Annotated in this window: 24 protein-coding genes; 15 read left to right on the top strand and 9 right to left on the bottom strand. The window is 62.2% G+C overall.

Going from position 1 to position 23,653, the window contains the following annotated elements; translation table 11 throughout:
• Window positions 1-24: 24 nt before the first annotated feature.
• The 15 genes from ACTG4K_RS11975 to ACTG4K_RS11905 all read left to right on the top strand — a co-directional run bounded on the left by ACTG4K_RS11975 (window position 25) and on the right by ACTG4K_RS11905 (window position 15,423).
• Window positions 25-729 carry a succinate dehydrogenase iron-sulfur subunit gene (locus tag ACTG4K_RS11975; RefSeq protein ID WP_322304660.1) on the top strand — a complete coding sequence of 235 codons (705 nt, stop codon included), beginning with the start codon at window positions 25-27 and terminating at the stop codon, window positions 727-729.
• A gap of 19 nt (window positions 730-748) precedes the next feature.
• Window positions 749-1,057 (top strand): succinate dehydrogenase assembly factor 2, encoded by a 309-nt coding sequence (locus tag ACTG4K_RS11970; protein ID WP_439114439.1) that lies wholly within the window; start codon window positions 749-751, stop codon window positions 1,055-1,057.
• Between the two features lie 22 nt (window positions 1,058-1,079).
• Window positions 1,080-2,390: a citrate synthase gene (locus tag ACTG4K_RS11965; protein WP_439114438.1), complete on the top strand. Its 1,311-nt coding sequence runs from the start codon at window positions 1,080-1,082 to the stop codon at window positions 2,388-2,390.
• A 125-nt stretch (window positions 2,391-2,515) separates the two neighbouring features.
• Window positions 2,516-3,937, top strand: coding sequence for a 3-isopropylmalate dehydratase large subunit (gene leuC, locus ACTG4K_RS11960; RefSeq protein WP_439114437.1), 1,422 nt, complete (start codon window positions 2,516-2,518; stop codon window positions 3,935-3,937).
• Window positions 3,938-3,948: 11 nt separating this feature from the next.
• Complete coding sequence (locus tag ACTG4K_RS11955; RefSeq protein WP_439114436.1) at window positions 3,949-4,080, top strand: entericidin A/B family lipoprotein; 132 nt, start codon at window positions 3,949-3,951, stop codon at window positions 4,078-4,080.
• Window positions 4,081-4,731 carry a 3-isopropylmalate dehydratase small subunit gene (gene leuD / locus ACTG4K_RS11950; protein ID WP_439114435.1) on the top strand — a complete coding sequence of 217 codons (651 nt, stop codon included), beginning with the start codon at window positions 4,081-4,083 and terminating at the stop codon, window positions 4,729-4,731. It abuts the gene before it with no gap.
• Between the two features lie 33 nt (window positions 4,732-4,764).
• Entirely contained in the window at window positions 4,765-5,853 is a 1,089-nt protein-coding gene (gene leuB / locus ACTG4K_RS11945) for a 3-isopropylmalate dehydrogenase (protein ID WP_439114434.1), read from the top strand.
• Between the two features lie 83 nt (window positions 5,854-5,936).
• Entirely contained in the window at window positions 5,937-7,067 is a 1,131-nt protein-coding gene (gene asd, locus ACTG4K_RS11940; RefSeq protein ID WP_439114433.1) for an aspartate-semialdehyde dehydrogenase, read from the top strand.
• A 286-nt stretch (window positions 7,068-7,353) separates the two neighbouring features.
• The gene (locus tag ACTG4K_RS11935) at window positions 7,354-10,002 is read left to right on the top strand and encodes a FimV/HubP family polar landmark protein (protein WP_439114432.1); all 2,649 of its coding nucleotides are present in this window, start codon (window positions 7,354-7,356) and stop codon (window positions 10,000-10,002) included.
• Window positions 10,003-10,079: 77 nt separating this feature from the next.
• Window positions 10,080-10,862, top strand: coding sequence for a tRNA pseudouridine(38-40) synthase TruA (gene truA, locus ACTG4K_RS11930; protein WP_439114641.1), 783 nt, complete (start codon window positions 10,080-10,082; stop codon window positions 10,860-10,862).
• On the top strand, window positions 10,859-11,566 hold the full coding sequence (locus ACTG4K_RS11925) for a phosphoribosylanthranilate isomerase (RefSeq protein ID WP_439114431.1): 708 nt from the start codon (window positions 10,859-10,861) through the stop codon (window positions 11,564-11,566). The genes truA and ACTG4K_RS11925 overlap by 4 nt, the downstream gene beginning before the upstream one ends.
• 45 nt (window positions 11,567-11,611) lie before the next feature.
• Window positions 11,612-12,901 (top strand): tryptophan synthase subunit beta, encoded by a 1,290-nt coding sequence (gene trpB, locus ACTG4K_RS11920; RefSeq protein WP_439114430.1) that lies wholly within the window; start codon window positions 11,612-11,614, stop codon window positions 12,899-12,901.
• The gene (trpA, locus tag ACTG4K_RS11915; RefSeq protein WP_439114429.1) at window positions 12,898-13,707 is read left to right on the top strand and encodes a tryptophan synthase subunit alpha; all 810 of its coding nucleotides are present in this window, start codon (window positions 12,898-12,900) and stop codon (window positions 13,705-13,707) included. Before trpB ends, trpA begins: the two co-directional genes overlap by 4 nt.
• A 160-nt stretch (window positions 13,708-13,867) precedes the next feature.
• A complete protein-coding gene (accD, locus tag ACTG4K_RS11910) occupies window positions 13,868-14,746 on the top strand; it encodes an acetyl-CoA carboxylase, carboxyltransferase subunit beta (RefSeq protein WP_439114428.1) in 879 nt (292 codons plus the stop codon).
• 20 nt (window positions 14,747-14,766) lie between these two features.
• On the top strand, window positions 14,767-15,423 hold the full coding sequence (locus ACTG4K_RS11905) for an LON peptidase substrate-binding domain-containing protein (RefSeq protein WP_439114640.1): 657 nt from the start codon (window positions 14,767-14,769) through the stop codon (window positions 15,421-15,423).
• Here the strand turns inward: ACTG4K_RS11905 and nagZ are convergent, their stop codons facing one another.
• The 9 genes from nagZ to lepA form a co-directional block, all read right to left on the bottom strand.
• The gene (gene nagZ / locus ACTG4K_RS11900) at window positions 15,424-16,515 is read right to left on the bottom strand and encodes a beta-N-acetylhexosaminidase (RefSeq protein WP_439114427.1); all 1,092 of its coding nucleotides are present in this window, start codon (window positions 16,513-16,515) and stop codon (window positions 15,424-15,426) included. It lies immediately after the preceding gene.
• A gap of 20 nt (window positions 16,516-16,535) precedes the next feature.
• Window positions 16,536-16,928 (bottom strand): holo-ACP synthase, encoded by a 393-nt coding sequence (gene acpS, locus ACTG4K_RS11895; protein ID WP_439114426.1) that lies wholly within the window; start codon window positions 16,926-16,928, stop codon window positions 16,536-16,538.
• Window positions 16,929-16,933: 5 nt separating this feature from the next.
• Complete coding sequence (locus ACTG4K_RS11890) at window positions 16,934-17,704, bottom strand: pyridoxine 5'-phosphate synthase (protein WP_439114425.1); 771 nt, start codon at window positions 17,702-17,704, stop codon at window positions 16,934-16,936.
• Window positions 17,701-18,519: a DNA repair protein RecO gene (gene recO / locus ACTG4K_RS11885; RefSeq protein WP_439114424.1), complete on the bottom strand. Its 819-nt coding sequence runs from the start codon at window positions 18,517-18,519 to the stop codon at window positions 17,701-17,703. Before recO ends, ACTG4K_RS11890 begins: the two co-directional genes overlap by 4 nt.
• Window positions 18,519-19,577 carry a GTPase Era gene (gene era, locus ACTG4K_RS11880; RefSeq protein WP_439114423.1) on the bottom strand — a complete coding sequence of 353 codons (1,059 nt, stop codon included), beginning with the start codon at window positions 19,575-19,577 and terminating at the stop codon, window positions 18,519-18,521. The genes recO and era overlap by 1 nt, the downstream gene beginning before the upstream one ends.
• Window positions 19,578-19,661: 84 nt before the next feature.
• Window positions 19,662-20,342, bottom strand: coding sequence for a ribonuclease III (rnc, locus tag ACTG4K_RS11875; protein WP_439114422.1), 681 nt, complete (start codon window positions 20,340-20,342; stop codon window positions 19,662-19,664).
• Between the two features lie 58 nt (window positions 20,343-20,400).
• A complete protein-coding gene (locus ACTG4K_RS11870) occupies window positions 20,401-20,748 on the bottom strand; it encodes a DUF4845 domain-containing protein (RefSeq protein ID WP_439114421.1) in 348 nt (115 codons plus the stop codon).
• Window positions 20,749-20,785: 37 nt separating this feature from the next.
• Window positions 20,786-21,763 carry a signal peptidase I gene (gene lepB, locus ACTG4K_RS11865; protein ID WP_439114420.1) on the bottom strand — a complete coding sequence of 326 codons (978 nt, stop codon included), beginning with the start codon at window positions 21,761-21,763 and terminating at the stop codon, window positions 20,786-20,788.
• The gene (gene lepA / locus ACTG4K_RS11860; RefSeq protein ID WP_439114419.1) at window positions 21,763-23,571 is read right to left on the bottom strand and encodes a translation elongation factor 4; all 1,809 of its coding nucleotides are present in this window, start codon (window positions 23,569-23,571) and stop codon (window positions 21,763-21,765) included. The genes lepB and lepA overlap by 1 nt, the downstream gene beginning before the upstream one ends.
• Window positions 23,572-23,653: the final 82 nt, after the last annotated feature.

Here is a 23,653-nt window from a genome sequence, read left to right as displayed (position 1 = left end):
TGAAAAAGCCCGGAGAAAAATACCATGGCACTTCGCACATTCAAGATCTACCGCTACGACCCGGAAAAAGACGCCAAGCCTTACATGCAGACCATCGAGGTGGAACTCGACGGCCACGAGCGCATGTTGCTCGACGCCCTGATGAAACTCAAGAAGGTCGACCCCACGATCTCTTTCCGACGCTCTTGCCGCGAAGGTGTTTGCGGCTCAGACGCCATGAACATCAACGGCAAGAACGGTCTGGCCTGTCTGACGAACATGAACACGCTGCCTGGCGTGATCACCCTGAAGCCGCTGCCTGGCCTGCCTGTGGTGCGGGACCTGATCGTCGACATGACGCTGTTCTTCAAGCAATACAACAGCATCAAGCCCTACCTGATCAACGACACGCCGCCACCCCAGACAGAGCGTCTGCAGAGCCCTGAAGAGCGCGACGAGCTGAACGGTCTGTACGAGTGCATCTTGTGCGCGAGCTGCTCCACCAGCTGCCCCAGCTTCTGGTGGAACCCAGACAAGTTCGTCGGTCCCGCCGGCTTGCTGCAGGCCTACCGCTTCATTGCCGACAGCCGCGACCAGGCCACCGCCGAACGTCTGGACAATCTGGAAGACCCCTACCGTCTGTTCCGCTGCCACACCATCATGAACTGCGTGGACGTGTGCCCGAAGGGTCTGAACCCGACCAAGGCCATTGGCAAGATCAAGGAAATGATGGTGATGCGCTCAATCTGAGCGCCACACCCGACACACCATGGAAGCCAGTACCACCAGCGACGCCCTGCTCGACGAACGTGGATTGAGCAAGCTGCGCTGGCGCTGCCGGCGCGGCCTGCTCGAAAACGATCTGTTCATTGAGAAGTTCTTTGACAGGCACGCTTCTGGCTTAACTGTCAGGCAGGCCGAAGCTCTGGGGGTTCTAATGGATTTGTCCGACAACGATCTTCTCGATCTGTTGCTCGGCCGAAAACCTCCCCAGGGCGATTTGGCCAGTGACACCGTCGACCACGGCGATGTCCTCCTTGTACTGGGCATGCTTCGTGCAGCCCGGCAACCCGTTTAAGACTCCCTTAAAAGGAAACCGCATGAAACTCGTAGACAACAAAGCCACCTTGTCGTTTTCCAACGGCAGCCCCAGCGTCGAACTGCCGGTATACGCCGGCACGGTTGGCCCGGACGTGATCGACATCCGCAAGCTGTACGGCCAGACCGGCATGTTCACCTACGATCCCGGCTTCCTGTCCACCGCATCCTGCCAGTCGGCTATCACCTACATCGACGGCGACAAGGGCGAGCTGCTGTACCGCGGCTACCCGATCGAGCAGCTGGCGACCCAGTGCGACTACCTCGACACCTGCTACCTGCTGCTCAACGGCGAACTGCCGAACGAGACGCAGCGCGGCGACTTCCACAAGCTCGTGATCAACCACACCATGGTGAACGAGCAGATGCAGTTCTTCATGCGCGGTTTCCGCCGTGACGCACACCCCATGGCCGTGCTGACCGGTCTGGTCGGCGGCCTGTCGGCCTTCTACCACGACAGCACCGACATCAACAACCCGAAGCACCGTGAAATCGCCGCGATTCGCCTGATCGCCAAGATGCCCACGCTGGTGGCCATGGCCTACAAATACGGCATTGGCCAGCCCTACATGTACCCGCGCAACGACCTGAGCTACTCGGGCAACTTCTTGCGCATGATGTTTGGCACGCCTTGTGAAGAGTACGTGGTGAACCCGGTGCTGGAGCGCGCGCTTGACCGCATCTTCATCTTGCACGCCGACCACGAGCAAAACGCATCCACCTCCACCGTGCGCCTGTGCGGATCGTCGGGCACCAACCCGTTTGCGGCCATCGCCGCAGGCGTGGCCTGTCTGTGGGGCCCCGCCCACGGCGGCGCCAACGAAGCCTGCCTGAACATGCTGGAAGACATTCAGCGCCAGGGCGGCGTGAGCAAGGTCGGCGAGTTCATGGAAAAAGTGAAGGACAAGAACTCTGGCGTCAAGCTGATGGGTTTTGGCCACCGCGTCTACAAAAACTACGATCCACGCGCCAAGCTCATGCAGGAAACCTGCAACGAAGTGCTGGCCGAACTGGGCCTGGAAAACGACCCGTTGTTCAAGCTGGCCAAAGAGCTGGAAAAAATCGCGCTGGAAGACGAATATTTCGTGTCGCGCAAGCTGTACCCGAACGTTGACTTCTACTCCGGCATCGTGCAGCGCGCGATCGGCATTCCCGTGAACCTCTTCACCGGCATTTTTGCGCTGGCCCGCACCGTGGGCTGGATCGCGCAATTGAACGAAATGATCAGCGACCCCGAGTACAAAATCGGTCGTCCGCGCCAGTTGTTCACGGGTTCGACCACGCGCTCCGTCAAGCCTGTCACCGAGCGTTGATTCAACCCTGCAGCAGCCTCTGGGCTGCTGGCATGGACCGCACGCCCGCACGCTGACCGCGCTGCGGGCGTTTTGTTTGCGCAACACTTAAAATAATGGGTTCCGAAGACCCTCACAGGACATTCATGGGACGCACGCTCTACGACAAGATCTGGGACGAACACGTCGTCCACACCGAAGAAGACGGCACCGCCGTGCTCTACATCGACCGCCATCTGGTGCACGAAGTCACCAGCCCGCAGGCTTTTGAAGGCTTGCGCCAAGCAGGTCGCAAGGTCTGGCGCGTGAGCTCGATCGTGGCCACCGCCGACCACAACACCCCCACCACCGGCTGGGAATTGGGTTACGACGGCATCACCGACCCCATCAGCAAAGAACAAATCACCACGCTGAACAGCAACATCGCCGAATTCGGCGCTGCGGCTTTCTTCCCCTTCATGTCCAAGCGCCAGGGCATCGTGCATGTCATTGGCCCGGAAAACGGCGCTACCCTGCCTGGCATGACCGTGGTCTGCGGCGACAGCCACACCTCCACACACGGCGCTTTTGGCGCACTGGCGCACGGCATTGGCACCAGCGAGGTAGAGCACGTCATGGCCACGCAAACGCTGCTGGCCAAAAAAGCCAAAAACATGCTTGTGAAGGTGGAAGGCCAGCTTGCCAAGGGCGTTACCGCCAAAGACATCGTGCTCGCCATCATCGGGAAGATCGGCACCGCTGGCGGCACGGGTTACACCATCGAATTCGGCGGCTCGGCTATCCGTGCCCTGTCCATGGAGGGCCGCATGACGGTGTGCAACATGGCCATTGAAGGCGGTGCACGTGCAGGCTTGGTGGCGGTGGACGAAAAGACCATCGACTACGTGAAAGGCCGTCCACTCTCCCCCACGGGCTTGGAATGGGACCTTGCCGTGGCCTATTGGAAGACCCTGCAGTCTGACGCCGACGCGGTGTTTGACACCGTGGTGCAACTCGACGCCACCCAGATCCTGCCCCAAGTCACATGGGGCACGTCACCCGAAATGGTACTGGGCATTGACGGTCAGGTGCCCGATCCCGAAAAAGAAAAAGACGCCAACAAACGGGGCGCCATCGAACGGGCACTGGTCTACATGGACCTGCAACCCGGCAAGGCGCTGAACGACATTTTTGTGGACAAAGTGTTTATTGGTTCCTGCACCAACAGCCGTATTGAAGACATGCGCGAAGCGGCTGCGGTGGTGAAGAAGCTCGGCCAGAAGGTGGCCAAGAACATCAAACTGGCGATGGTGGTGCCCGGCTCTGGCCTGGTGAAAGAGCAGGCCGAGCGCGAAGGCCTGCACGAGATCTTCAAGGCAGCGGGTTTTGAATGGCGCGAACCCGGCTGCTCCATGTGCCTGGCCATGAACGCCGACCGCCTGGAACCCGGCGAGCGCTGCGCGTCCACCAGCAACCGCAATTTTGAAGGCCGCCAGGGCAACGGCGGGCGCACGCACCTCGTCTCACCCGCCATGGCCGCCGCCGCCGCCGTGCACGGCCATTTCGTCGACGTTCGCCAATTCGTCTAAGAGGAAAAACCATGAAACTGATTGCTACCCTGTTGTCTTTGACCTTTGTGCTGGCGCTGGCTGGCTGCAACACCGTGCAAGGCGTTGGCCAAGACGTGCAAAAAGCCGGTCAGGTGCTTGAAGACGCCGCCAAGAAGAAATAAATGAACAAGTTCACCGTACACAAGGGCCTGGTGGCCCCGATGGACCGCGAGAACGTCGACACCGACGCGATCATTCCCAAGCAGTTCTTGAAGTCGATTCGCAAGACCGGTTTCGGCCCGAACCTGTTTGACGAGTGGCGCTATCTGGACAAAGGCGAACCCGGCCAAAACCCGGCCAGCCGCAAGGCCAACCCCGACTTTGTGCTGAACCAGCCCCGCTACTCAGGTGCGTCGGTGTTGCTCACGCGTAAAAACTTCGGTTGCGGCTCCAGCCGCGAACACGCGCCCTGGGCGATTGACCAGTACGGCTTTCGCGCCATCATCGCGCCCAGCTACGCCGACATCTTTTTCAACAACTGCTTCAAAAACGGCCTGCTCCCCATCGTGTTGCCCGAAGCCACGGTGGCTCAGTTGTTTGACGAGGTTTTCGCTTTCCCCGGCTACAGCCTCACGATCGATCTGGAGCGCCAAGTGATCGTGAAGCCCCAGGGCGATGAAATCCCCTTTGAAGTACAGGCATTTCGCAAATACTGCTTGCTCAACGGGCTGGACGATATCGGCCTGACGCTGCGCCACAAGGACAAGATTGCTGCGTACGAAGCCACGCGCCTGGCCACAAAACCGTGGCTTGCCCACACGATGGTGTCCTGACCGGACCCCAAACCAAACCCAGACAGACCACCCATGAAAATTGCAGTTCTCCCAGGTGACGGCATCGGCACCGAAATCGTCGCCGAAGCGGTCAAAGTTCTTAACGTGCTCGACCTGCCATTCGAGATGGAATCGGCTCTGGTAGGCGGTGCCGCCTTTGAGGCCCACGGCCACCCGCTGCCCGAGTCCACGCTGAACCTGGCCAAAGCTGCCGACGCCATTTTGTTTGGTGCCGTGGGCGACTGGAAATACGACACGCTGGACCGCCCACTGCGACCCGAACAGGCGATCTTGGGACTGCGCAAGAACCTGGGTCTGTTTGCCAACTTCCGCCCGGCGATTTGCTACGAACAGCTGGTGGGTGCCTCTAGCCTCAAGCCCGAAATCATTTCGGGCCTGGACATCCTGATCATTCGCGAGCTCACCGGTGACATCTACTTTGGGCAGCCGCGCGGTCGCCGCGTGGCCACCGACGGCCACTTCCCCGGCGCCGAAGAAGCCTTTGACACCATGCGCTACAGCCGCCCGGAGATCGAGCGCATTGCCCATGTGGCGTTCCAGGCTGCGCGCAAGCGCAGCAAAAAGGTCACCAGCGTGGACAAAGCCAACGTGCTGGAAACCTTCCAGTTCTGGAAAGACGTGGTCACCGAGGTGCATGCCGAGTACCCCGACGTGGAGCTGGAGCACATGTATGTGGACAACGCCGCCATGCAGCTGGTGCGCGCACCCAAAAAGTTCGATGTGGTGGTCACCGGCAACATGTTTGGCGACATCTTGTCCGACGAAGCTTCCATGCTCACCGGCTCCATCGGCATGTTGCCCTCGGCATCGCTGAACGCGAAAAACCAGGGTCTGTACGAGCCGAGCCACGGCAGTGCACCGGACATCGCTGGTAAGGGTATTGCAAACCCGCTGGCTACAATACTGTCCGCTGCCATGATGCTCCGCTTCTCACTCAACCAGCCGCAAGCCGCCGATCGCATTGAATCTGCGGTGCAGGATGTGCTCGCGTCCGGTTTGCGCACGGTGGACATCTGGTCTGAAGGCACCACCAAGGTCGGCACCCGGGAAATGGGTGACGCCGTCGTGGCGGCCATCACCAAAACCATTACCAAGGGCTGAATCAGCTCCGGTTCGTCACGCCCTCCCCCGGCACGACGAGCCGGGCGGAAACAGAGATTTTTTATCTTCGAAAGGGCAATGCAATGACGAAACTCGTAGGACTGGTGGGCTGGCGCGGCATGGTCGGCTCCGTGCTGATGGACCGCATGGTTGAAGAAAAAGACTTCGACCTGATCGAACCTCTGTTTTTCTCCACCTCCAACGCCGGCGGCAAAGCCCCGGTGATGGCGAAAAACGAAGCCACGCTACAAGACGCTTACAACATCGAGGCGCTCAAGCGCTGCGACATCGTCATCACTGCCCAGGGCGGCGACTACACCAGCGAGGTGTTCCCCAAGCTGCGCGCTGCCGGCTGGAACGGCCACTGGATCGACGCCGCTTCCACCCTGCGCATGGACAAGGACGCAGTCATCATTCTCGACCCGGTCAACATGCCCGTCATCAAGGACGCGCTGGCCAACGGCGGCAAGAACTGGGTGGGCGGCAACTGCACCGTGAGCTGCATGCTCATGGGCGTTGGCGCACTCTACAAGGCCGGCTTGGTGGAGTGGATGAGCACGCAGACTTATCAGGCTGCGTCGGGCGGCGGTGCCCAGCACATGCGCGAATTGCTGACGCAGTACGGCACGCTGAACGCCGAGGTGAAGTCGCTGCTGGACGACCCTAAAAGCGCCATCCTGGAAATTGATCGCAAGGTGATCGCCAAGCAGCGCAGCCTGAGCAGTGCCGAGACCGCCAATTTCGGCGTACCGTTGGGTGGCTCGCTGATTCCCTGGATCGACAAGGACCTGGGCAACGGCATGTCCAAAGAAGAATGGAAAGGCATGGCCGAAACCAACAAAATCCTCGGCATGGGCGAGGGCTTTGGCTCGGCCGCCATTCCGGTGGACGGTTTCTGCGTGCGCGTGGGCGCCATGCGTTGCCACAGCCAGGCACTGACTTTCAAGCTAAAGAAGGATGTACCGGTGGCCGATATCGAGGCCATGATTGCAGCGGACAACCCTTGGGTGAGCGTGGTGCCCAACACGCGTGAAGCCACCACCAAAGACCTGACGCCGGTGGCGGTGACTGGCACCATGACCATCCCGGTCGGCCGCATCCGCAAGCTGGCCATGGGTCCGGAATACGTGGGCGCCTTTACCATCGGCGACCAGCTGCTGTGGGGTGCTGCCGAACCGCTGCGCCGCATGCTACGCATTTTGCTGGACGCCTGAAGCCCAGCGAGGCGTCTGCGCGGCCTCCCAATGGCGCCTTTGTTCACGTTGCAAGTTCACAACGTGAACAAGGCGCAAGCAGCGACAGAAGGTAGGCATTGAAACTCAAGCGGAGTCTCAGCTTGTCACTGTAATCCGTTGATGTTAAGGTCAATTCTCGGTTTATTACGTCGAGGTCCACGTGCCATCCAACTCCCGCCACACCCCATCTCACCAGGCTCCAACCCACGCAGGGGGAGCCGGTTCACGCAGTTTTGCACGGTTACACGCCGTCGCCGCTGCGGTGGTGCTGTGCACCGGACTGGCACATTTTGGCGAAGCGCAAGCGCTTGCGCTCGGCCGCATTGTGGTGCAGTCGGCGCTCGGCGAACCGCTCCGAGCCGAAATCGACGTACCCGATATCAACCCAGACGAAGCAGCCAGCCTGCGGGTGGGGCTCGCCTCGGGCGAGGCTTTCCGCGCTGCCGGCGTGGACTTCAACCCAGCGCTCACCAGCCTGCAAATCAGCCTGCAACGCCGGGCCAATGGCACGGCCTTCTTGCGGCTCACCAGCACCCGCCCGGTCAACGAACCCTTCATGGACATGATCGTGGAGGCCAACTGGGCTTCTGGCCGTATCGTGCGCGACTACACGCTGCTGCTGGACCCACCCAACTTGCGCGCTGCAGCGCCCGTGGACCCTCTGCCTGCTGCGGTCACAGCCCAGCCGGCGCCACAAGTGCAGCCGCCCGTAGCTCGCCCGCAAGCACCACTGCCCCAAGTGGCGCCCGCCGCCCCGGCACCACCAGCTGTGCGCGTGCGCCCAGCGGCGCCAGAAACCGTCAGCCCTGCCCCTGCACCAGCCGCGCCCGGGCAGGATGCGTCTGCTGGACAAGTCCGCGTTCGCGCTGGCGACACCGCCGGACGCATTGCAGCTGCCAACCGGCCAGCGAACGTATCGCTGGACCAGATGCTCGTGGCCATGCTGCGTGCCAACCCCAACGCCTTCATCGCCGGAAACGTGAACCGCATCAAAGCCGGTTCGGTGATCGACCTGCCCAGCGACGCCGATGCCGGCAACGTCGCACCTGGGGAAGCACGCCAGATCATCGCCGCGCAAAGCCGCGACTTCAACGAGTTCCGCCGCCGCCTCGCCGGCACGGTGCCCGCGGCCTCGGTGGCGGCAGCCGATCGCCAGGCCACCGGCCGGATTCAAACCGAGGTGGAAGACAAGAAGCCCGTTGCCCCCACGCAAGACAAGCTGACGCTGTCCAAAGGGGTCACGCCAGCACAGACCGCCGCAGAGGAAAAAATTGCGCAGGAGCGGCAGGCCAAAGAAGCCGCCAGCCGCATGGCCGAACTGTCCAAAAACATTGAAGAGCTGGCCAAACTCGGCACCAGCACGGCAGCGGTAGCACCCACGGCCGCCGTTAAGGCTTCACCCAGCACCGCCCTGCCCGCACCGGCACTGACGGTACCCAACGCAGCGCCGTTGGCCACGGCAACTCAGGTCACCACCGGCACATCGACTGCGCCAGCAAGCCCGACCGACACCGTAGCCCCAACCACCGACACGGCCACCGAAACCGCTGCGGTGACCCCGGCCGTTCCCCCGGTTGCCGCACCGCTACCCATGCCTGCGCCGCTGCCTGACGAGCCATCCCTTATTGACGGGCTGCGCGACAACCCGCTGGTGCTGCCCGCAGCGGGTGGCCTGCTGGCCTTGTTGGGTGGTTTTGCGATCTACCGTTTGCGTCAGCGCAAAAAAGGCAATGGGGTTGACAGCTCCTTCCTGGAAAGCCGCCTACAACCCGATTCTTTTTTTGGATCCAGCGGTGGTCAGCGCATCGACACCGCCGAGGCCAGCGCTTCGGGCTCTTCCATGGTCTATTCACCCAGCCAGCTCGACGCAGCTGGCGACGTGGACCCGGTGGCGGAAGCCGACGTGTACCTGGCCTACGGGCGAGACCTGCAGGCCGAGGAAATTCTCAAAGAAGCCATGCGCAGCACGCCTCAGCGGGTAGCCATTCACAACAAGCTGTTGGAGATTTACGCCAAACGGCGCGATGCCAAGGCCTTTGAAGTGGTAGCCACCGAAGCTTATGGCTTGACCCAGGGCCAGGGCGTGGAATGGGAACAGGCCTGCGAACTAGGCCGGGAACTCGATCCCGCCAACCCGCTGTACCAGCCCGGCGGCGCGCCGCCTGCCAAGGCGGGTGCCGTGGTGGCTGCGATGGCCGGTGGTGCCATGAACACCATGCCCTTTGGCAGCAGCACGCTGATTCAAAACGGCGGTCCAGGCACTGGCGTGGTCGACACCGATCTGGATCTGGACCTGGACTTCAACATGGACGAGCCCTCCATGCCTGCAGGCCTACAGACACCCAGCGACGCGGCGATGTCGGACATGGACGACTTGAACAGCACCGACGCCCTCACCAGCGGGGCCGATAGCAAGTCAGGTCCACCCTCGATGTCGATGGACTTCGACCTCGATTTCCCCTCCGAGTCTGCAGCACTGAACGCGTCTGACATGGACCATTCAGACGCCTTGCAAAGCCTTACAGCCCAGGAAAACCCCACATTCGATGACAGCGAGGTATTGCCAGACTTCGCACTGAACGAACCGCAGGCGTTTGAACTGCCAGCCGAAGATGCCGATGAGCCCCAGCCATTGCCCCTTTCCGCTGAAGAAAGCCCTGCAGAAGCCGAGCTGCTGTCCTTTGACCTCAACGACATCAGCCTGGACCTGGAGGACCGCAATGGCGATGCCAACGCCGAGCCGAGCGACCCCTTGACCGAAGAGAACCCGCTGGACACCAAGCTATCGCTGGCGGAAGAGTTTCGCGCCATTGGCGACTTGGAAGGTGCGCGCTCGCTGGCGGAGGAAGTGTTGGCCGAAGCCAGCGGCGCGCTCAAGACCAAGGCCCGCACGTTCCTGGCCGATCTCAGCTGACGCGCGGCCAGCCTGAACGGACCCTCCCTTTGCACCTCTTCACGCGCGATGGCGCCCAGGAAACCGCCCTGACGCGCATGGCGCTGGGCGTCAGTTACAACGGCAGCGCCTACGATGGCTGGCAAAGCCAGCTCAGCGGCCGCACCGTGCAGGACGAACTGGAACGCGCCCTGACCCAGTTCATTGCTCACGGCCCTATCCGAACGCTGTGTGCGGGCCGCACCGATGCGGGGGTGCACGGCCTGATGCAGGTGGTGCACTTTGACAGCCCAGTGGTTCGCCCAGACCACGCATGGATGCGCGGCACCAACCGTTTTTTGCCGCACGACATTGCCGTGCATTGGGCGCGCCAGGTGCCCAACCATTTCCATGCACGCGCCAACGCCATAGCCCGCCGCTACGCCTATGTGCTGCTGGAATCGCCGGTGCGCCCCAGCGTGGACGCCGGGCGGGTGGGCTGGGTGTTTCGCCCCATGGCGCTGGAGCCCATGCAAGCGGCCGCGCAAACGTTGCTGGGTGAGCACGACTTTTCTTCCTTTCGCGCCGCTCAGTGCCAGGCCCACTCGCCGGTCAAGCAGCTGCGCCGCATCAGCATCACCCGCCGCGGCGCGTACTGGCGGTTTGAATTTGAAGCGTCGGCCTTTCTGCACCACATGATCCGAAACATCATGGGCTGCCTGATCGCCATTGGCAACGGCAACCACCCCCCGAGCTGGATGGCCGAGGTGCTGCACGCCCGCAGCCGCGATGCCGCAGCGCCCACGTTTTCACCCGACGGCCTGTACTTTCTGGGTCCGCTTTACGACGAAGCGCTGGGTATTCCCACGAAGACCGCTGCTTTCGACTGGTTACCCGGATGACCGAAACACCCCAAGCCGCTCAAAAACCCATGCACCACACGCGCATCAAGATTTGCGGCCTGACCCGAGAGGCCGATGTGGACGCAGCCGCGCGCGCAGGCGCCGATGCCGTGGGCTTTGTGTTGTACGCCAAGAGCCCGCGCCACGTCACGCCTGAGCGCGCGGGCGAACTGGCCCGGCGCTTGCCTGCCTTTGTCACGCCAGTGCTGCTGTTCGTGAACGCCAGCCCTGAGCACATCCGGCTGGGCTTGGAGGCCGTGCCCCATGCCCTGGTGCAGTTCCACGGCGACGAAACCCCCGACGACTGCGCCGCCGCGGGACGCCCCTACATCCGTGCGGCCCGTATTCCCGCAGGCCCGGCTGGCGCGGGCTTTGATCTTCTAAAATACGCTCAAGACTTCGCGGCCTCACAGGCCGTGCTGCTCGACGCCCACGTCGAGGGGTACGGCGGCGGCGGTCAATCCTTCGACTGGACAGCCTTCAATTGGTCACATCCGCTTCTAAACGCCAGCTCTCGCCTCGTTTTGTCTGGTGGACTCACGCCTGCAAACGTGATCGATGGCATCAACCGCGTACGGCCCTGGGCCGTTGACGTGAGTTCCGGGGTTGAGGCCAGCAAAGGCATCAAGGACCCGGACAAGATGCTCGCCTTTGTGGCGGCCGTGCGAGCCGCCGATGCAGCCCTTCACCGCAGCCTTGCCTGAGCCCCACCCGTGGGGGCTGGGCGGGCATTCCGACCAGAGACACCCATGACCACCTACCAGCAACCCGACGCCCGCGGCCATTTCGGCATCTATGGCGGCAGTTTCGTGAGCGAAACGCTCACCCACGCCATCAACGAGCTCAAGGCCAACTACGCCAAGTACCAGAACGACCCGGATTTTCTGGCCGAATTCAAGAGCGAGCTGGCCCATTTCGTGGGTCGCCCATCGCCCGTGTACCACGCGGCCCGCATGAGCCGTGAGCAAGGCGGTGCGCAAATCTTCCTGAAACGCGAGGACCTCAACCACACCGGGGCGCACAAGATCAACAACACCATCGGCCAGGCCATGCTCGCCAAGCGCATGGGCAAGCCGCGCATCATTGCCGAAACCGGCGCAGGCCAGCACGGCGTGGCCACCGCCACCATCTGCGCCCGCTATGGCCTGGAATGCGTGGTTTACATGGGCAGCGAAGACGTGAAACGCCAGAGCCCAAACGTCTACCGCATGAAGCTGCTGGGCGCCACAGTGGTGCCCGTGGAAAGCGGTAGCCGCACGCTGAAAGACGCACTGAACGAAGCCATGCGAGACTGGGTGGCCAACGTGGACAACACCTTCTACATCATCGGCACCGTGGCAGGCCCGCACCCTTACCCGATGATGGTGCGCGACTTCCAGAGCGTGATCGGTGAAGAGTGCCTGGTGCAAATGCCCGAGATGCTCAAATCCGCCGGCTGCACCAGCGAACAACCCGACGCCGTGGTGGCCTGCGTGGGCGGCGGCAGCAACGCCATGGGTATTTTCTACCCCTACATCGACCACACAGCCACCCGCCTGATCGGTGTGGAAGCGGCCGGTGAAGGCATGGAGAGCGGCAAGCACTCGGCATCGCTGCAAAAAGGCAGCCCCGGCGTGCTCCACGGCAACCGCACCTACGTACTGCAAGATGACAACGGACAGGTCACTGAGACCCACAGCGTGAGTGCGGGCCTGGACTACCCCGGCGTCGGCCCCGAGCACGCCTTCCTGAAAGACATCGGCCGCGCCGAATACGTTGGCATCACCGACACCGAAGCGCTGGAAGCCTTTCATTACCTGTGCCGCACGGAAGGGATCATCCCGGCGCTCGAATCCAGCCACGCTGTGGCCTACGCCATGAAGCTGGCCAAGACCATGCGGACCGATCAGTCCATTCTGGTCAACCTCTCGGGTCGGGGCGACAAGGACATTGGCACCGTGGCGGACCTGTCCAAGGCCGACTTCTATTGCCGCCCCAGCTGCCGTGGCCAGTCGGTCAAGGGTGGTGCTGAAACCTCTCCTATCGCATTCGCCAAATGAGCCGTATTGAACCCGCACTGAGCGCGCTGAAAGCCCAGAACCGCAAGGCCTTGATTCCGTTTGTCACGGCCGGCTTTCCCTTTGCCAACATCACCCCCGACCTGATGCACGGCATGGTGGAGGCTGGTGCCGATGTGATCGAGCTCGGCGTGCCGTTTTCCGACCCATCGGCCGATGGCCCGGTGATTCAAAAAGCCGGCGACCGCGCTCTGGCCCTGGGCATTGGCCTGGTCCAAGTGTTGGCCATGGTGAAAACATTCCGTGAACGCAACAACACCACGCCGGTGGTGCTGATGGGCTACGCCAACCCGGTGGAACGCTACGACCAGAAGCACGGCGAGGGCAGCTTTGTGCGCGACGCCAGCGCCTCGGGTGTGGACGGCATGCTGGTCGTGGACTACCCACCGGAAGAATGCGAAGCATTCGCTGCCGCCCTGCGCGCGAACAACATGGACCTGATCTTCTTGCTGGCCCCCACCTCCACCGACGAGCGCATGGCGCAGGTGGCGCGCGTGGCCAGCGGCTACGTGTACTACGTGTCGCTCAAGGGCGTAACGGGTGCAGGCACGCTGGACGTCGGCCAGGTGGAAGCCATGCTGCCGCGCATCCGCGCGCACGTGAACGTGCCGGTGGGCGTGGGCTTTGGCATTCGGGATGCCGAAACCGCTCGCGCCATCGGCCGCAGCGCCGACGCCGTGGTGATCGGCAGCAAGATCATCCAGTTGATCGAAAACGAGCCACACGAAAAGGTGGTGGCGGTGGCCTCCAATTTCCTGCGTGGCATTCGCAAAGCGTTGGACGCCTGATCGACCGTGTTTTAATCCGTTCAGACAACCTATCGACGCACACCGCGCTGCGCCAAAACGACTCGTGCCCGTGCGGCACCGGCTCTGCCGGGTCGCCGCTGCTGCCCTTCAGGGGTAACGCCAAGTGGCGCACGGGTCGCTCATATTTGGAGAACACACCATGTCCTGGCTAGAAAAACTGCTGCCACCCAAGATCACGCACACCGACCCGACCGAGCGCCGCAGCGTGCCCGAAGGCTTGTGGATCAAGTGCCCCAGCTGCGAAGCCGTGCTGTACAAAAACGATCTGGAGAAAAACCAGAACGTGTGTCCGCATTGCAGCCACCACCACCGCATCGGCGCCCGTGCGCGCCTGAACGCATTCATGGACGCTGAAGGCCGTTACGAACTCGGTCAGGAAGTGCTGCCGGTTGATGCACTGAAGTTCAAGGACAGCCGCAAGTACCCCGAGCGCCTGAAAGAAGCGCTAGAAAACACCGGTGAAACCGACGCGCTGATCGTCATGGGCGGCGCCGTGCAGGGCATCAGCCTGGTTGTGGCGTGTTTTGAATTCGACTTCATGGGCGGTTCCATGGGCTCGGTGGTCGGCGAGCGCTTTGTGCGCGGCGTGGAAGAAGCGATCGCACAAAAGGTGCCGTTTGTATGTTTCACCGCCACCGGTGGTGCGCGCATGCAAGAAGGTCTGCTGTCGCTCATGCAAATGGCCAAGACCAATGCTGCGCTCACCCGCCTGGCCAAAAAAGGCCTGCCCTACATCAGCGTGTTGACCGACCCGACCATGGGCGGTGTGTCAGCAGGTTTTGCCTTTGTAGGCGACGTGGTGATTGCCGAGCCCAAAGCACTGATCGGTTTTGCCGGCCCGCGCGTGATTGAAAACACCGTCCGCGTAAAGCTGCCTGAGGGCTTCCAGCGCGCCGAGTTTTTGCAAACCAAGGGTGCGGTGGACTTCATTTGCGACCGGCGCGAACTGCGCACCACGGTGGCCAACACCCTGGCTATGCTGCAGCGCCAGAGCGCCGACGCGGTGGTCAGCGATTGACCACCGAGCCCGACACCGGGATGCTCACGCTGCAACAGTTGCCGCTGTTTCCGCTGCAAACAGTTTTGTTTCCGGGTGGATGGATGCCGCTGCGCATCTTCGAGGTGCGCTACCTGGACATGATCAGCCGGTGCCACAAGACGGGTGCGCCATTTGGCGTGGTATGCCTGCACGAAGGCAGCGAGGTGCGGCGCATCGACCCCAACGCGCCACCCAGCGGCGATGCCTTTGCCAAAGAAGTGTTTCACCCCGTGGGCACGCTCGCCCACATTGAGCAGCTGGAACGGCCGCAGCCCGGGCTGCTGATGGTCCATTGCCGGGGCCTGCAACGCTTTCACATCACGTCCAGCCAGCAACTGCCCCACGGCCTGTGGGTGGGCGATGTGCGGCTGGACGAGGCAGAGCCGGTGGTGCCGGTCCCAGATGACCTGGCCAGCACCCGCGACGCGCTGCAGCGCCTGCTGCGCAACCTGCTGGAGCGCGAGCCCGAGGCGGTGAACGAGCTGCCCTTGCAGCCGCCTTACCACTGGGACGATTGCGGCTGGGTCGCCAACCGCTGGGCCGAGCTGCTCCCAGCACCGGCCGAACTCAAACACCGCTTGATGACACTGGACAACCCGCTGGTGCGGCTGGAACTCATTTCGGATCTGCTCGACCGGATGGGCGTGGAGCGCTGATCAGGGCAACAGCGCGAGCGCCTGCATATAGCGTTCACTGACCATCAAGTGGTCCCAATCCATGGCTGCACCGCGCGGCAGCAGCGCCAGGCGGCGCTCTTCACTCCCGGGGTTGGGTTGCCACTGTCCCTCCATCACTGCACGCGACACATCGTTGATCGCCACGTCAATCGGCTCACCGCCGTCCACCACCGACTGGTTGCACAAGACCACCATGTCAGCGCCAGCACCCAGCGCCGCCAGCGCCGCCTCGGCAAACGTCAGGTCGCGCCCGTCCATCTGGCGAGCCGCTTCCATGCTCAGGTCGTCACTGAAGATGGCCCCGGTGAAGCCCAGTTGGTGGCGCAGCACCTCTTGCAGCCAACGCGGCGAAAAGCCGGCGGGCCGGCTGTCCACCTTGGGGTAGATCACATGAGCTGGCATCACCGCCTGCAGGCTGGCCGACAACCAGCCGTAGGGCGCGGCGTCCTCGGTCAAAATGGTCTTCAGGCTGCGTTTGTCCACCGGTATGGCCAGGTGCGAGTCGGCGCGCACGAAGCCGTGGCCGGGAAAGTGTTTGCCGCAGTTGGCCATGCCACTTTGCTGTAAACCCAGCATGAGGGCTTGCGCCAGCAGCGTCACCATGCGCGGGTCGCGTCCCAGCGAGCGGTCACCAATCACCGAGCTTTCACCGTAGTCCAGGTCGAGCACCGGGGCGAAGCTCAAATCAACGCCACAAGCACGCAGCTCAGCCCCCAACACATAACCCGTGGCCACGGCCGCGTTGCTGGCCTGCAGCGCCGACGCTCCCGCCACCTCGCCTTTGCGCTCGGGCTTCATCCACAGCGCACCCAGTGCCGCCATCGGCGGCAAGTGGGTGAAGCCATCGGTTCGAAAGCGTTGCACGCGCCCACCCTCGTGGTCCACTGCGATCAGCAGATCGGGCCGCAACGCCTTGATCTGGCGACACAGCTTCGTCAGCTGCGCGCGGTCTTTCCAGTTGCGACCAAACAAAATCACGCCACCTACGAGCGGGTGCGCCAGCCGCTGGCGTTCGGCGGTCGTGAGGCTGTGGCCAGCCACGTCGATGATGAGGGGTGCGTGTGGGTGCATGGGTTTCAGAAGTTAGGAAGTCAGTCGCGTTCAACGACCACGAAGCTGGCCGCGTAGTCGGTCTCGTCGGTCACGGTCACATGGGCCCGCAAGCCCCGGGCTTCAAACCAAGTCTTCAGCTCACCGTGCAACACAACCACGGGCTGTCCGCTGGGCTCGTTCACGATTTCGCAGCGCCGCCACGTCATGGGCATACGCATACCCAAACCAACCGCTTTTGAGAAAGCCTCTTTGGCGGAAAAACGGGTGGCCAGGTAGCGCAAGCCCCGTTGCGGCCAGCGGGCACTGCGCGCCTGCCAAACGGTGAACTCGGCGTCTGTGAGCACCTTGCGCACAAAGCGCTCGCCCTGGCGCTGCCAGGTGGCCTCCATGCGGCGGATGTCACAAATGTCGGTGCCGATGCCGTAGATCATGCGGTTCAGACGAAGGCGTCGGCTATGCAGCGCCTGTAAGCGGCAACGGTGGCGCCGTAGCCCATTTCCAGCGCGTCGGCTATCAGCGCATGGCCAATGGACACCTCGCGCACACCGGGCACCGTGTGCAAAAACGCCGTGAGGTTGTCGCGGTTGAGGTCGTGCCCCGCGTTGACGCCCAGGCCCACATCCAGCGCTGCCTGCGCCGCCGCGCGAAATCGCTCCAACTGCTCGGATCGCTGTGGCGTGCTCCAGGCGGCTGCATAGGGCTCGGTGTAGAGCTCGACCCGGTCAGCACCCACGGCCTTGGCTGCGGCCATGGCGGCGGGGTCAGCATCCATGAACAAGCTGACCCGCGCGCCCAGCGCGTGGGCTTGGGCAATCAAGGGGCGCAAGCGGTCGGCATTGGCGGGGAAGTTCCAGCCGTGGTCGCTGGTGAACTGGCCTTCGGCATCGGGTACGAAGGTGACTTGGTGGGGTCGCACGGCCTCCACAAACCCCATGAGGTTGTGAAACGGGTTGCCTTCAATGTTGTATTCGCGGTCGGGCCAGGCCTTGAGCAACTCGGCCAGGTCGTGCACGTCGTGGGCACGGATATGGCGTTCGTCCGGGCGCGGGTGCACCGTGATGCCCGCTGCACCCGCCTGCAGGCACAACGTGGCCGCGCGCGTCACAGACGGGATGCCCAAGTGGCGCGTGTTGCGCACCAAGGCCACCTTGTTGAGGTTGACGGACAGCGCCGTGTGCGGGGTATGGGGGACGGAAACCGCGGTCATGGTGTGGTGGGTTGGGTTGCGGTGGCGGGTGGTGCTGGCGCAGGCGATGCTTCTGTGTAACGCGGCCGGGACATGGCTTGCACATCCAGCATCAATTGGCGGGTTTTGAACACCCGCACACCGCAATGGTAGTGCAGCAGGTGGCGCAGTTGCGGCCGCAGGGCTTGCAGGTTGGGCGCGCAGGCGCGCAGCGTGCTCATGAACGGCGCAGGGTCATCCAGCGCGGTTTGCAGATCAAGACACTGCGCACCGGTGATAGGGTGGCTGTCGTCGCCGTGAGCCGGGCGCAAGCCGTGCTCAGGCGCCAGCACATACAGGCCCTGCGGGTCCAGTTGGGCCAACGTGCTGCCCTCGTGGGCCAAGTCGGGCAGCAGGCCCACGTCGCGCAACAACAGCAATTCAAAGGTGCGCAAGATCAGCTGCTGTGCATCACCACGCTCGGCGAGCAACTCCACGGCAAACCGGTAGTGATCAAACAAGGACGGATGCGCATCGTCTCGCGCCAGCAGGCGCATGAGCAATTCGTTGAGGTAGCCGCCCGACAACAAAGCTTCGCCCGTGGGCATCACATGCCCGCCCTGCCATTGGGCAGCCTTGAGGGTGCGTACTTCAGCGTCGCCGCCCCAGCTGATTTGCAGCGGCTGCAACGGCAAGAGCACCGGGCGAAACTGCGAGGTGGGACGCTTCACCCCCTTGGCCACCAGGGCGATGCGGCCATGGTCGCGGGTGAAAACGTCCAGAATCAGGCTCGACTCGCTCCAGTCGTAGCGGTGCAGGACAAACGCGGGCTCGTCAGTAAACCGGCGCGTGGCCATTACTCGTAGCCGAAGGACCTGACCCGCGCATCGTCGTCGGCCCAACCCGAGCGCACCTTCACCCACAGCTCCAAGAACACCTTGCAGTCCCAGAGCTTCTCCAGCTCCTGGCGGGCTTCGGTGCCGATGCGTTTGAGTTTTTCACCCTTGTCACCAATGACCATGCCCTTGTGGCCCTCGCGCTCCACCACGATGGTGGCCGCGATGCGCTTGAGCTGGCCTTCTTGCTCGAACTTGTCGATGATGACGGTCGATGTGTAAGGCAGCTCGTCGCCAGTGAGGCGAAACAGCTTCTCGCGCACCATTTCACTGGCCATGAAGCGCTCACTGCGGTCGGTCAGCTCCTCGGGGTCGTGCATCCACGGTTGCTGGGGCAGGTAAGGCGCGCAAATACCGAACAGGCGCTGAATGTCTCTGGCGTTCTTGGCCGTCATAGGCACAAATTCGGCAAACGGGTGGCGCTCCTGCATGGAACGCAACCAGGGCGCGAGATCACCGCGGCGATGCACCAGGTCGAATTTGTTGGCCAGCAGCACCACCGGTATGTTGCGTGGCAACAGGTCGAGCACCTTGGCGTCGGCCAGGTTGAAGTTGCCCGCCTCCACCACAAACAAAATCAAGTCCACATCGGCCACGGCACCCAGCACCGTTTTGTTCAGCGCGCGGTTCAGCGCATTGCCGTGACGGGTCTGAAAGCCCGGCGTGTCCACAAACACAAACTGATGGGCCCCCACCGTGCGGTAACCGGTGATACGGTGGCGCGTGGTTTGCGCCTTGCGCGACGTGATGCTGACCTTTTGCCCCACCAGCGCGTTGAGCAGCGTGGACTTGCCCACGTTGGGCTTGCCCACAATGGCCACATAACCGCAATGCTGGGCTGCCGGATCAATCACTTCCACCTCGGGCACTTCGTCCGCTGGGGCGTCAGGTTCCATGTCCGCTGGCGCAGCGACGTCTGCCTTGCGCAGCGCCCGCGCCAGCATGGCATCCAGCTCGGGATTGGCCACAGGAGCAGCGGACGAAGAAGCAGGGTTCGGGGGAGCAGGTTTTCGGGACATGGGTTCTTGTAAGCGGGACGGGGCGGTAAAAATGGACAAACGTTGGCGTTGGCGCAGTTTCGTGCGCCCGGGGAGCGGAGCGGGCTACGCGCCTGCCATCAGGTGCTGCAGCATGGCGGCGGCGGCGGCCTGCTCGCCGGCACGGCGCGAAGCGCCTATGCCGCGCTCGCTGTGACCGGTTTCAGAGACCGTGCACTCGACATCAAAGGTCTGCTTGTGCGCCTCACCCAGCGTGGCCACCACCCGGTACATCGGCAGCTTCATTTTGCGCGCCTGCAGCCACTCCTGCAATTCGGTCTTGGGGTCTTTGCCCATGGCGCTCATCTGGGCGTTGAGTTCGACGCCGCTGTACAGGCGGTGCACCAGCGCGGCCGCTGCATCAAAGCCGGCATCCAGGTACACCGCGCCAATGACGGCTTCAAGCGCATCGGCCAGTATGGATGGCCGCTTGTGGCCACCCGAGCGCTTCTCGCCGTCACCCAGGCGCAAGCAGGTGGCCAGGCCCAGCGTGCAGGCAATCTGGAACAGCGTCTCTTGCTTCACCAGGTTGGCGCGCACGCGCGACAAATCGCCCTCGGGCAACTGGCTCAATTTCTCAAACAGCAAGCCTGACACGGCCAGGTTGAGCACCGAGTCACCCAGAAACTCCAGGCGCTCGTTGTGGTCTGAGGTGAAACTGCGGTGCGTAACGGCCCGTTCAAGCAGGCGCGGATTGGCAAAACTGTGTTTTAAACGCTGTTGCAGCGTCAGCAATTCCGGATTCAAGGCTGCGGCTCTTCGCGCAGGCACGCACAGGCGCGGTAGTCCATCACTTGGAACGCCATCACTTGGAACGGCCTTCGTATTTCATCGTGAGGTAAGCCGGGCCAGCCAAGTGAATTTCGCGGCTGTAGGCAAACGACACCACCACGCGGTCACCTTCTTTGCCCACATCCAGGTCTTTGCCTGCAATGGTGTTGATGTCGTCGATCTGCGCAGCTTTGTCAAAAATGCTGCGCACCTCGCCGACCGTGGTGCCCGCTGAAGCTTTCTGGACGGCCTTTTGCACGGCGGTGTATTCGATGTAGGTGGGCACCACCTGGGCCACGATCACGCCGGTCAATGCCAGCAAGATGCCCACAATGAGCAAGCCCATGAAGGTCAGGCCGCGTTGTTGCTGTTTCAGTTTCATGCTGTATGTGCTCCAAAAAGAAAGGGTACGACGGCGCTCATTCGAAAGAACCGATGCGCCCCAGGTCACCAAAATTCATCCAGACAAAAAAGGCCTTGCCGACGATATTGGCCTCGGGCACAAAACCCCAGTAGCGTGAGTCCAGCGAATTGTCCCGATTGTCGCCCATCATGAAATAGTGGCCTTCAGGCACTTTGCACACCACGCCCTCGACGGTATAACGGCAAGCGCTCTTGTTGGGGAAATCGGTGGCACCAGGAATGAACGCCGGGCGATCGTCATCGTTGAGCGTGTTGTAACTGCGGGCGTCCAGCGTTTCGCGGAATTGGCGCGCGTAACGCATGGAATCGCCATCAAAGAATTCGGGCTGCGCAATGCGGGGCACCGGCTTGCCATTGACCGAGAGCTCCTTGTTCAAATAGGCCACCTCGTCACCCGGAACGCCAATGACGCGTTTGATGTAATCCAAGCTCGGTTGCGGCGGGTAGCGAAACACCATCACATCGCCGCGTTGTGGGTCGTTGTTGGCCACCAGCTTGGTGTGAAACACCGGCAGGCGAATGCCGTAGTGGTATTTGTTCACCAAAATCAGGTCGCCCACGCGCAGGGTCGGGATCATGGAGCCCGAGGGAATTTTGAACGGCTCAAACATAAATGAGCGCAGCACAAACACCGCCAGAATCACCGGAAAGAGACCCGCCGTCCAGTCAAGCCACCAAGGCTGCATCAAAAGTTTCTGCCGCGCGGGCTCCACGTCGCCTTCGATGTTGCTGAACCCCTGCTTGAGCAACGACGCTTTGCGCGTGTTGTGTTCGTCCAGCAAAGTTTGGGCTGCGCGCTTGCGCTGCGGCCAAAATACCAGTTTTTCCAGCAACCAATAGATGCCCGTGACCACCGTGGCAAGCATCAGCAGCACCGCAAAGCTGCTTTCCACCACCCCCAGGTACCAAGCGCCGGCGTAGCCTGCAATGGCCGCCAGCACCACCGCCGTGATCGTGCTCATCAGCGCCTGCATCAGTCTTGCACCTGCAAAATGGCGAGAAAAGCTTCTTGGGGCACCTCGACCGAACCAATCTGTTTCATGCGTTTTTTGCCTGCTTTTTGTTTTTCAAGGAGTTTGCGCTTGCGGCTGATGTCACCGCCGTAGCATTTTGCCAGCACGTTTTTGCGCAGTGCCTTGATGGTTTCACGCGCAATCACGTTGCCGCCAATGGCCGCTTGAATCGCCACGTCAAACATCTGGCGGCTGATGATCTCGCGCATCTTGGCTACCACTGCACGCCCGCGGTATTGCGACTGTGAGCGGTGCACGATGATCGACAACGCATCCACCTTTTCGCCGTTGAGCAAAATGTCAACCTTCACCACATCGGCTGGGCGGTATTCCTTGAACTCGTAGTCCATGGACGCATAGCCCCGGCTCACCGACTTGAGCTTGTCAAAAAAGTCCAGCACGATCTCGCCCAGCGGCATGTCGTAGGTGAGCATCACCTGCTTGCCGTGGTACGACATATTGAGCTGCATGCCGCGCTTCTGGTTGGCCAGCGTCATCACGGCACCCACATACTCTTGAGGCATGTACAGGTGCACCGTCACGATGGGTTCGCGAATCTCTTCCAGCCGACCCTGATCGGGCATCTTGGACGGGTTCTCCACCATGACCACTTCGCCATCGGGCTTGACCACCTGGTAAACCACGCTGGGCGCGGTCGTGATCAGGTCCTGGTCAAACTCGCGCTCCAGGCGCTCTTGCACGATCTCCATGTGCAGCAAGCCCAGGAAACCGCAACGAAAGCCAAAGCCCAGCGCCTGCGACACCTCGGGCTCGTACATCAGCGCGGCGTCGTTGAGCTTGAGCTTCTCCAGCGCATCGCGCAGGCCGTCGTACTGGTTGGCTTCGGTGGGGTACAGGCCGGCAAACACCTGCGGCTGCACTTCCTTGAAGCCAGGCAGCGCTTGTTCTGCTGGGCCCAGGTTGTTGGGGAGCTTCTTTTCCAACGTGATGGTGTCACCCACCTTGGCAGCCTGCAGTTCTTTGATGCCAGCGATGATGTAGCCCACCTCACCCGCATTCAACGATTCGCGCGGCTCATTGCCCGGCGTGAACACACCCAGGTTGTCCGCGTTGTAGACCGTGTTGGTCGCCATCATCTTGAAGCGCTCACCCTTGAGCAGTCGGCCATCGACCACGCGCACCAGCATCACCACGCCCACGTAAGCGTCGTACCAGCTGTCCACGATCATGGCGCGCAGCGGTGCATCGGGGTTGCCTTTGGGCGCCGGAATGCGGGCCACCACGGCCTCCAGGATGTCTTCCACGCCCATGCCGCTTTTGGCTGAGCAAGGAATCGCATCGGTCGCGTCGATGCCAATGACATCTTCAATCTCGGCCTTCGCGTTCTCGGGGTCCGCGTTGGGCAAGTCCATCTTGTTGAGCACCGGCACCACTTCCACGCCCAGGTCGAGCGCGGTGTAGCAGTTGGCCACGGTCTGGGCTTCCACGCCCTGGCTGGCGTCCACCACCAGCAGCGCACCTTCGCAGGCCGACAACGAACGGCTCACCTCGTATGAGAAGTCGACGTGGCCGGGGGTGTCGATCAGGTTCAGGTTGTAGACCTGTCCATCGCGGGCCTTGTACTTGAGCGAGGCGGTCTGCGCCTTGATGGTGATGCCCCGCTCTTTCTCGATGTCCATGGAGTCGAGCACCTGCTCGCTCATCTCGCGGTCGGACAGTCCGCCGCAGCGTGAAATGATGCGATCGGCCAACGTGGACTTGCCATGATCGATGTGCGCGATGATCGAAAAATTGCGGATGTGATTCATCAAGAAACCAGCTCAAACACGGGAAAACCTCCGCACCAACGGGTGCCGGGAGGCCATAAAAAAGGGCGCGTCAGCTGTTGAC

The organism is Hydrogenophaga sp., from assembly GCF_965657535.1.
Taxonomy (GTDB): domain Bacteria; phylum Pseudomonadota; class Gammaproteobacteria; order Burkholderiales; family Burkholderiaceae_C; genus Hydrogenophaga.
The sequence above is the reverse complement of the archived record's forward strand: the minus strand, read 5'-3'. Positions and strand labels throughout refer to the sequence as shown.

What these genes read in the sequence shown, in the direction of transcription:
- truA (WP_439114641.1), top strand. Translation starts at nt 10,080, where the DNA reads ATGGCGCTGGGCGTCAGTTACAACGGCAGCGCCTACGATGGCTGGCAA.
- ACTG4K_RS11975 (WP_322304660.1), top strand. Translation starts at nt 25, where the DNA reads ATGGCACTTCGCACATTCAAGATCTACCGCTACGACCCGGAAAAAGAC.
- ACTG4K_RS11890 (WP_439114425.1), bottom strand. Translation starts at nt 17,704, where the DNA reads ATGACCGCGGTTTCCGTCCCCCATACCCCGCACACGGCGCTGTCCGTC.
- acpS (WP_439114426.1), bottom strand. Translation starts at nt 16,928, where the DNA reads ATGATCTACGGCATCGGCACCGACATTTGTGACATCCGCCGCATGGAG.
- era (WP_439114423.1), bottom strand. Translation starts at nt 19,577, where the DNA reads ATGTCCCGAAAACCTGCTCCCCCGAACCCTGCTTCTTCGTCCGCTGCT.
- ACTG4K_RS11905 (WP_439114640.1), top strand. Translation starts at nt 14,767, where the DNA reads ATGCTCACGCTGCAACAGTTGCCGCTGTTTCCGCTGCAAACAGTTTTG.
- trpA (WP_439114429.1), top strand. Translation starts at nt 12,898, where the DNA reads ATGAGCCGTATTGAACCCGCACTGAGCGCGCTGAAAGCCCAGAACCGC.
- trpB (WP_439114430.1), top strand. Translation starts at nt 11,612, where the DNA reads ATGACCACCTACCAGCAACCCGACGCCCGCGGCCATTTCGGCATCTAT.
- ACTG4K_RS11925 (WP_439114431.1), top strand. Translation starts at nt 10,859, where the DNA reads ATGACCGAAACACCCCAAGCCGCTCAAAAACCCATGCACCACACGCGC.
- recO (WP_439114424.1), bottom strand. Translation starts at nt 18,519, where the DNA reads ATGGCCACGCGCCGGTTTACTGACGAGCCCGCGTTTGTCCTGCACCGC.
- ACTG4K_RS11965 (WP_439114438.1), top strand. Translation starts at nt 1,080, where the DNA reads ATGAAACTCGTAGACAACAAAGCCACCTTGTCGTTTTCCAACGGCAGC.
- lepB (WP_439114420.1), bottom strand. Translation starts at nt 21,763, where the DNA reads ATGCAGGCGCTGATGAGCACGATCACGGCGGTGGTGCTGGCGGCCATT.
- nagZ (WP_439114427.1), bottom strand. Translation starts at nt 16,515, where the DNA reads ATGCACCCACACGCACCCCTCATCATCGACGTGGCTGGCCACAGCCTC.
- lepA (WP_439114419.1), bottom strand. Translation starts at nt 23,571, where the DNA reads ATGAATCACATCCGCAATTTTTCGATCATCGCGCACATCGATCATGGC.
- ACTG4K_RS11870 (WP_439114421.1), bottom strand. Translation starts at nt 20,748, where the DNA reads ATGAAACTGAAACAGCAACAACGCGGCCTGACCTTCATGGGCTTGCTC.
- leuD (WP_439114435.1), top strand. Translation starts at nt 4,081, where the DNA reads ATGAACAAGTTCACCGTACACAAGGGCCTGGTGGCCCCGATGGACCGC.
- ACTG4K_RS11955 (WP_439114436.1), top strand. Translation starts at nt 3,949, where the DNA reads ATGAAACTGATTGCTACCCTGTTGTCTTTGACCTTTGTGCTGGCGCTG.
- leuC (WP_439114437.1), top strand. Translation starts at nt 2,516, where the DNA reads ATGGGACGCACGCTCTACGACAAGATCTGGGACGAACACGTCGTCCAC.
- ACTG4K_RS11970 (WP_439114439.1), top strand. Translation starts at nt 749, where the DNA reads ATGGAAGCCAGTACCACCAGCGACGCCCTGCTCGACGAACGTGGATTG.
- accD (WP_439114428.1), top strand. Translation starts at nt 13,868, where the DNA reads ATGTCCTGGCTAGAAAAACTGCTGCCACCCAAGATCACGCACACCGAC.
- leuB (WP_439114434.1), top strand. Translation starts at nt 4,765, where the DNA reads ATGAAAATTGCAGTTCTCCCAGGTGACGGCATCGGCACCGAAATCGTC.
- asd (WP_439114433.1), top strand. Translation starts at nt 5,937, where the DNA reads ATGACGAAACTCGTAGGACTGGTGGGCTGGCGCGGCATGGTCGGCTCC.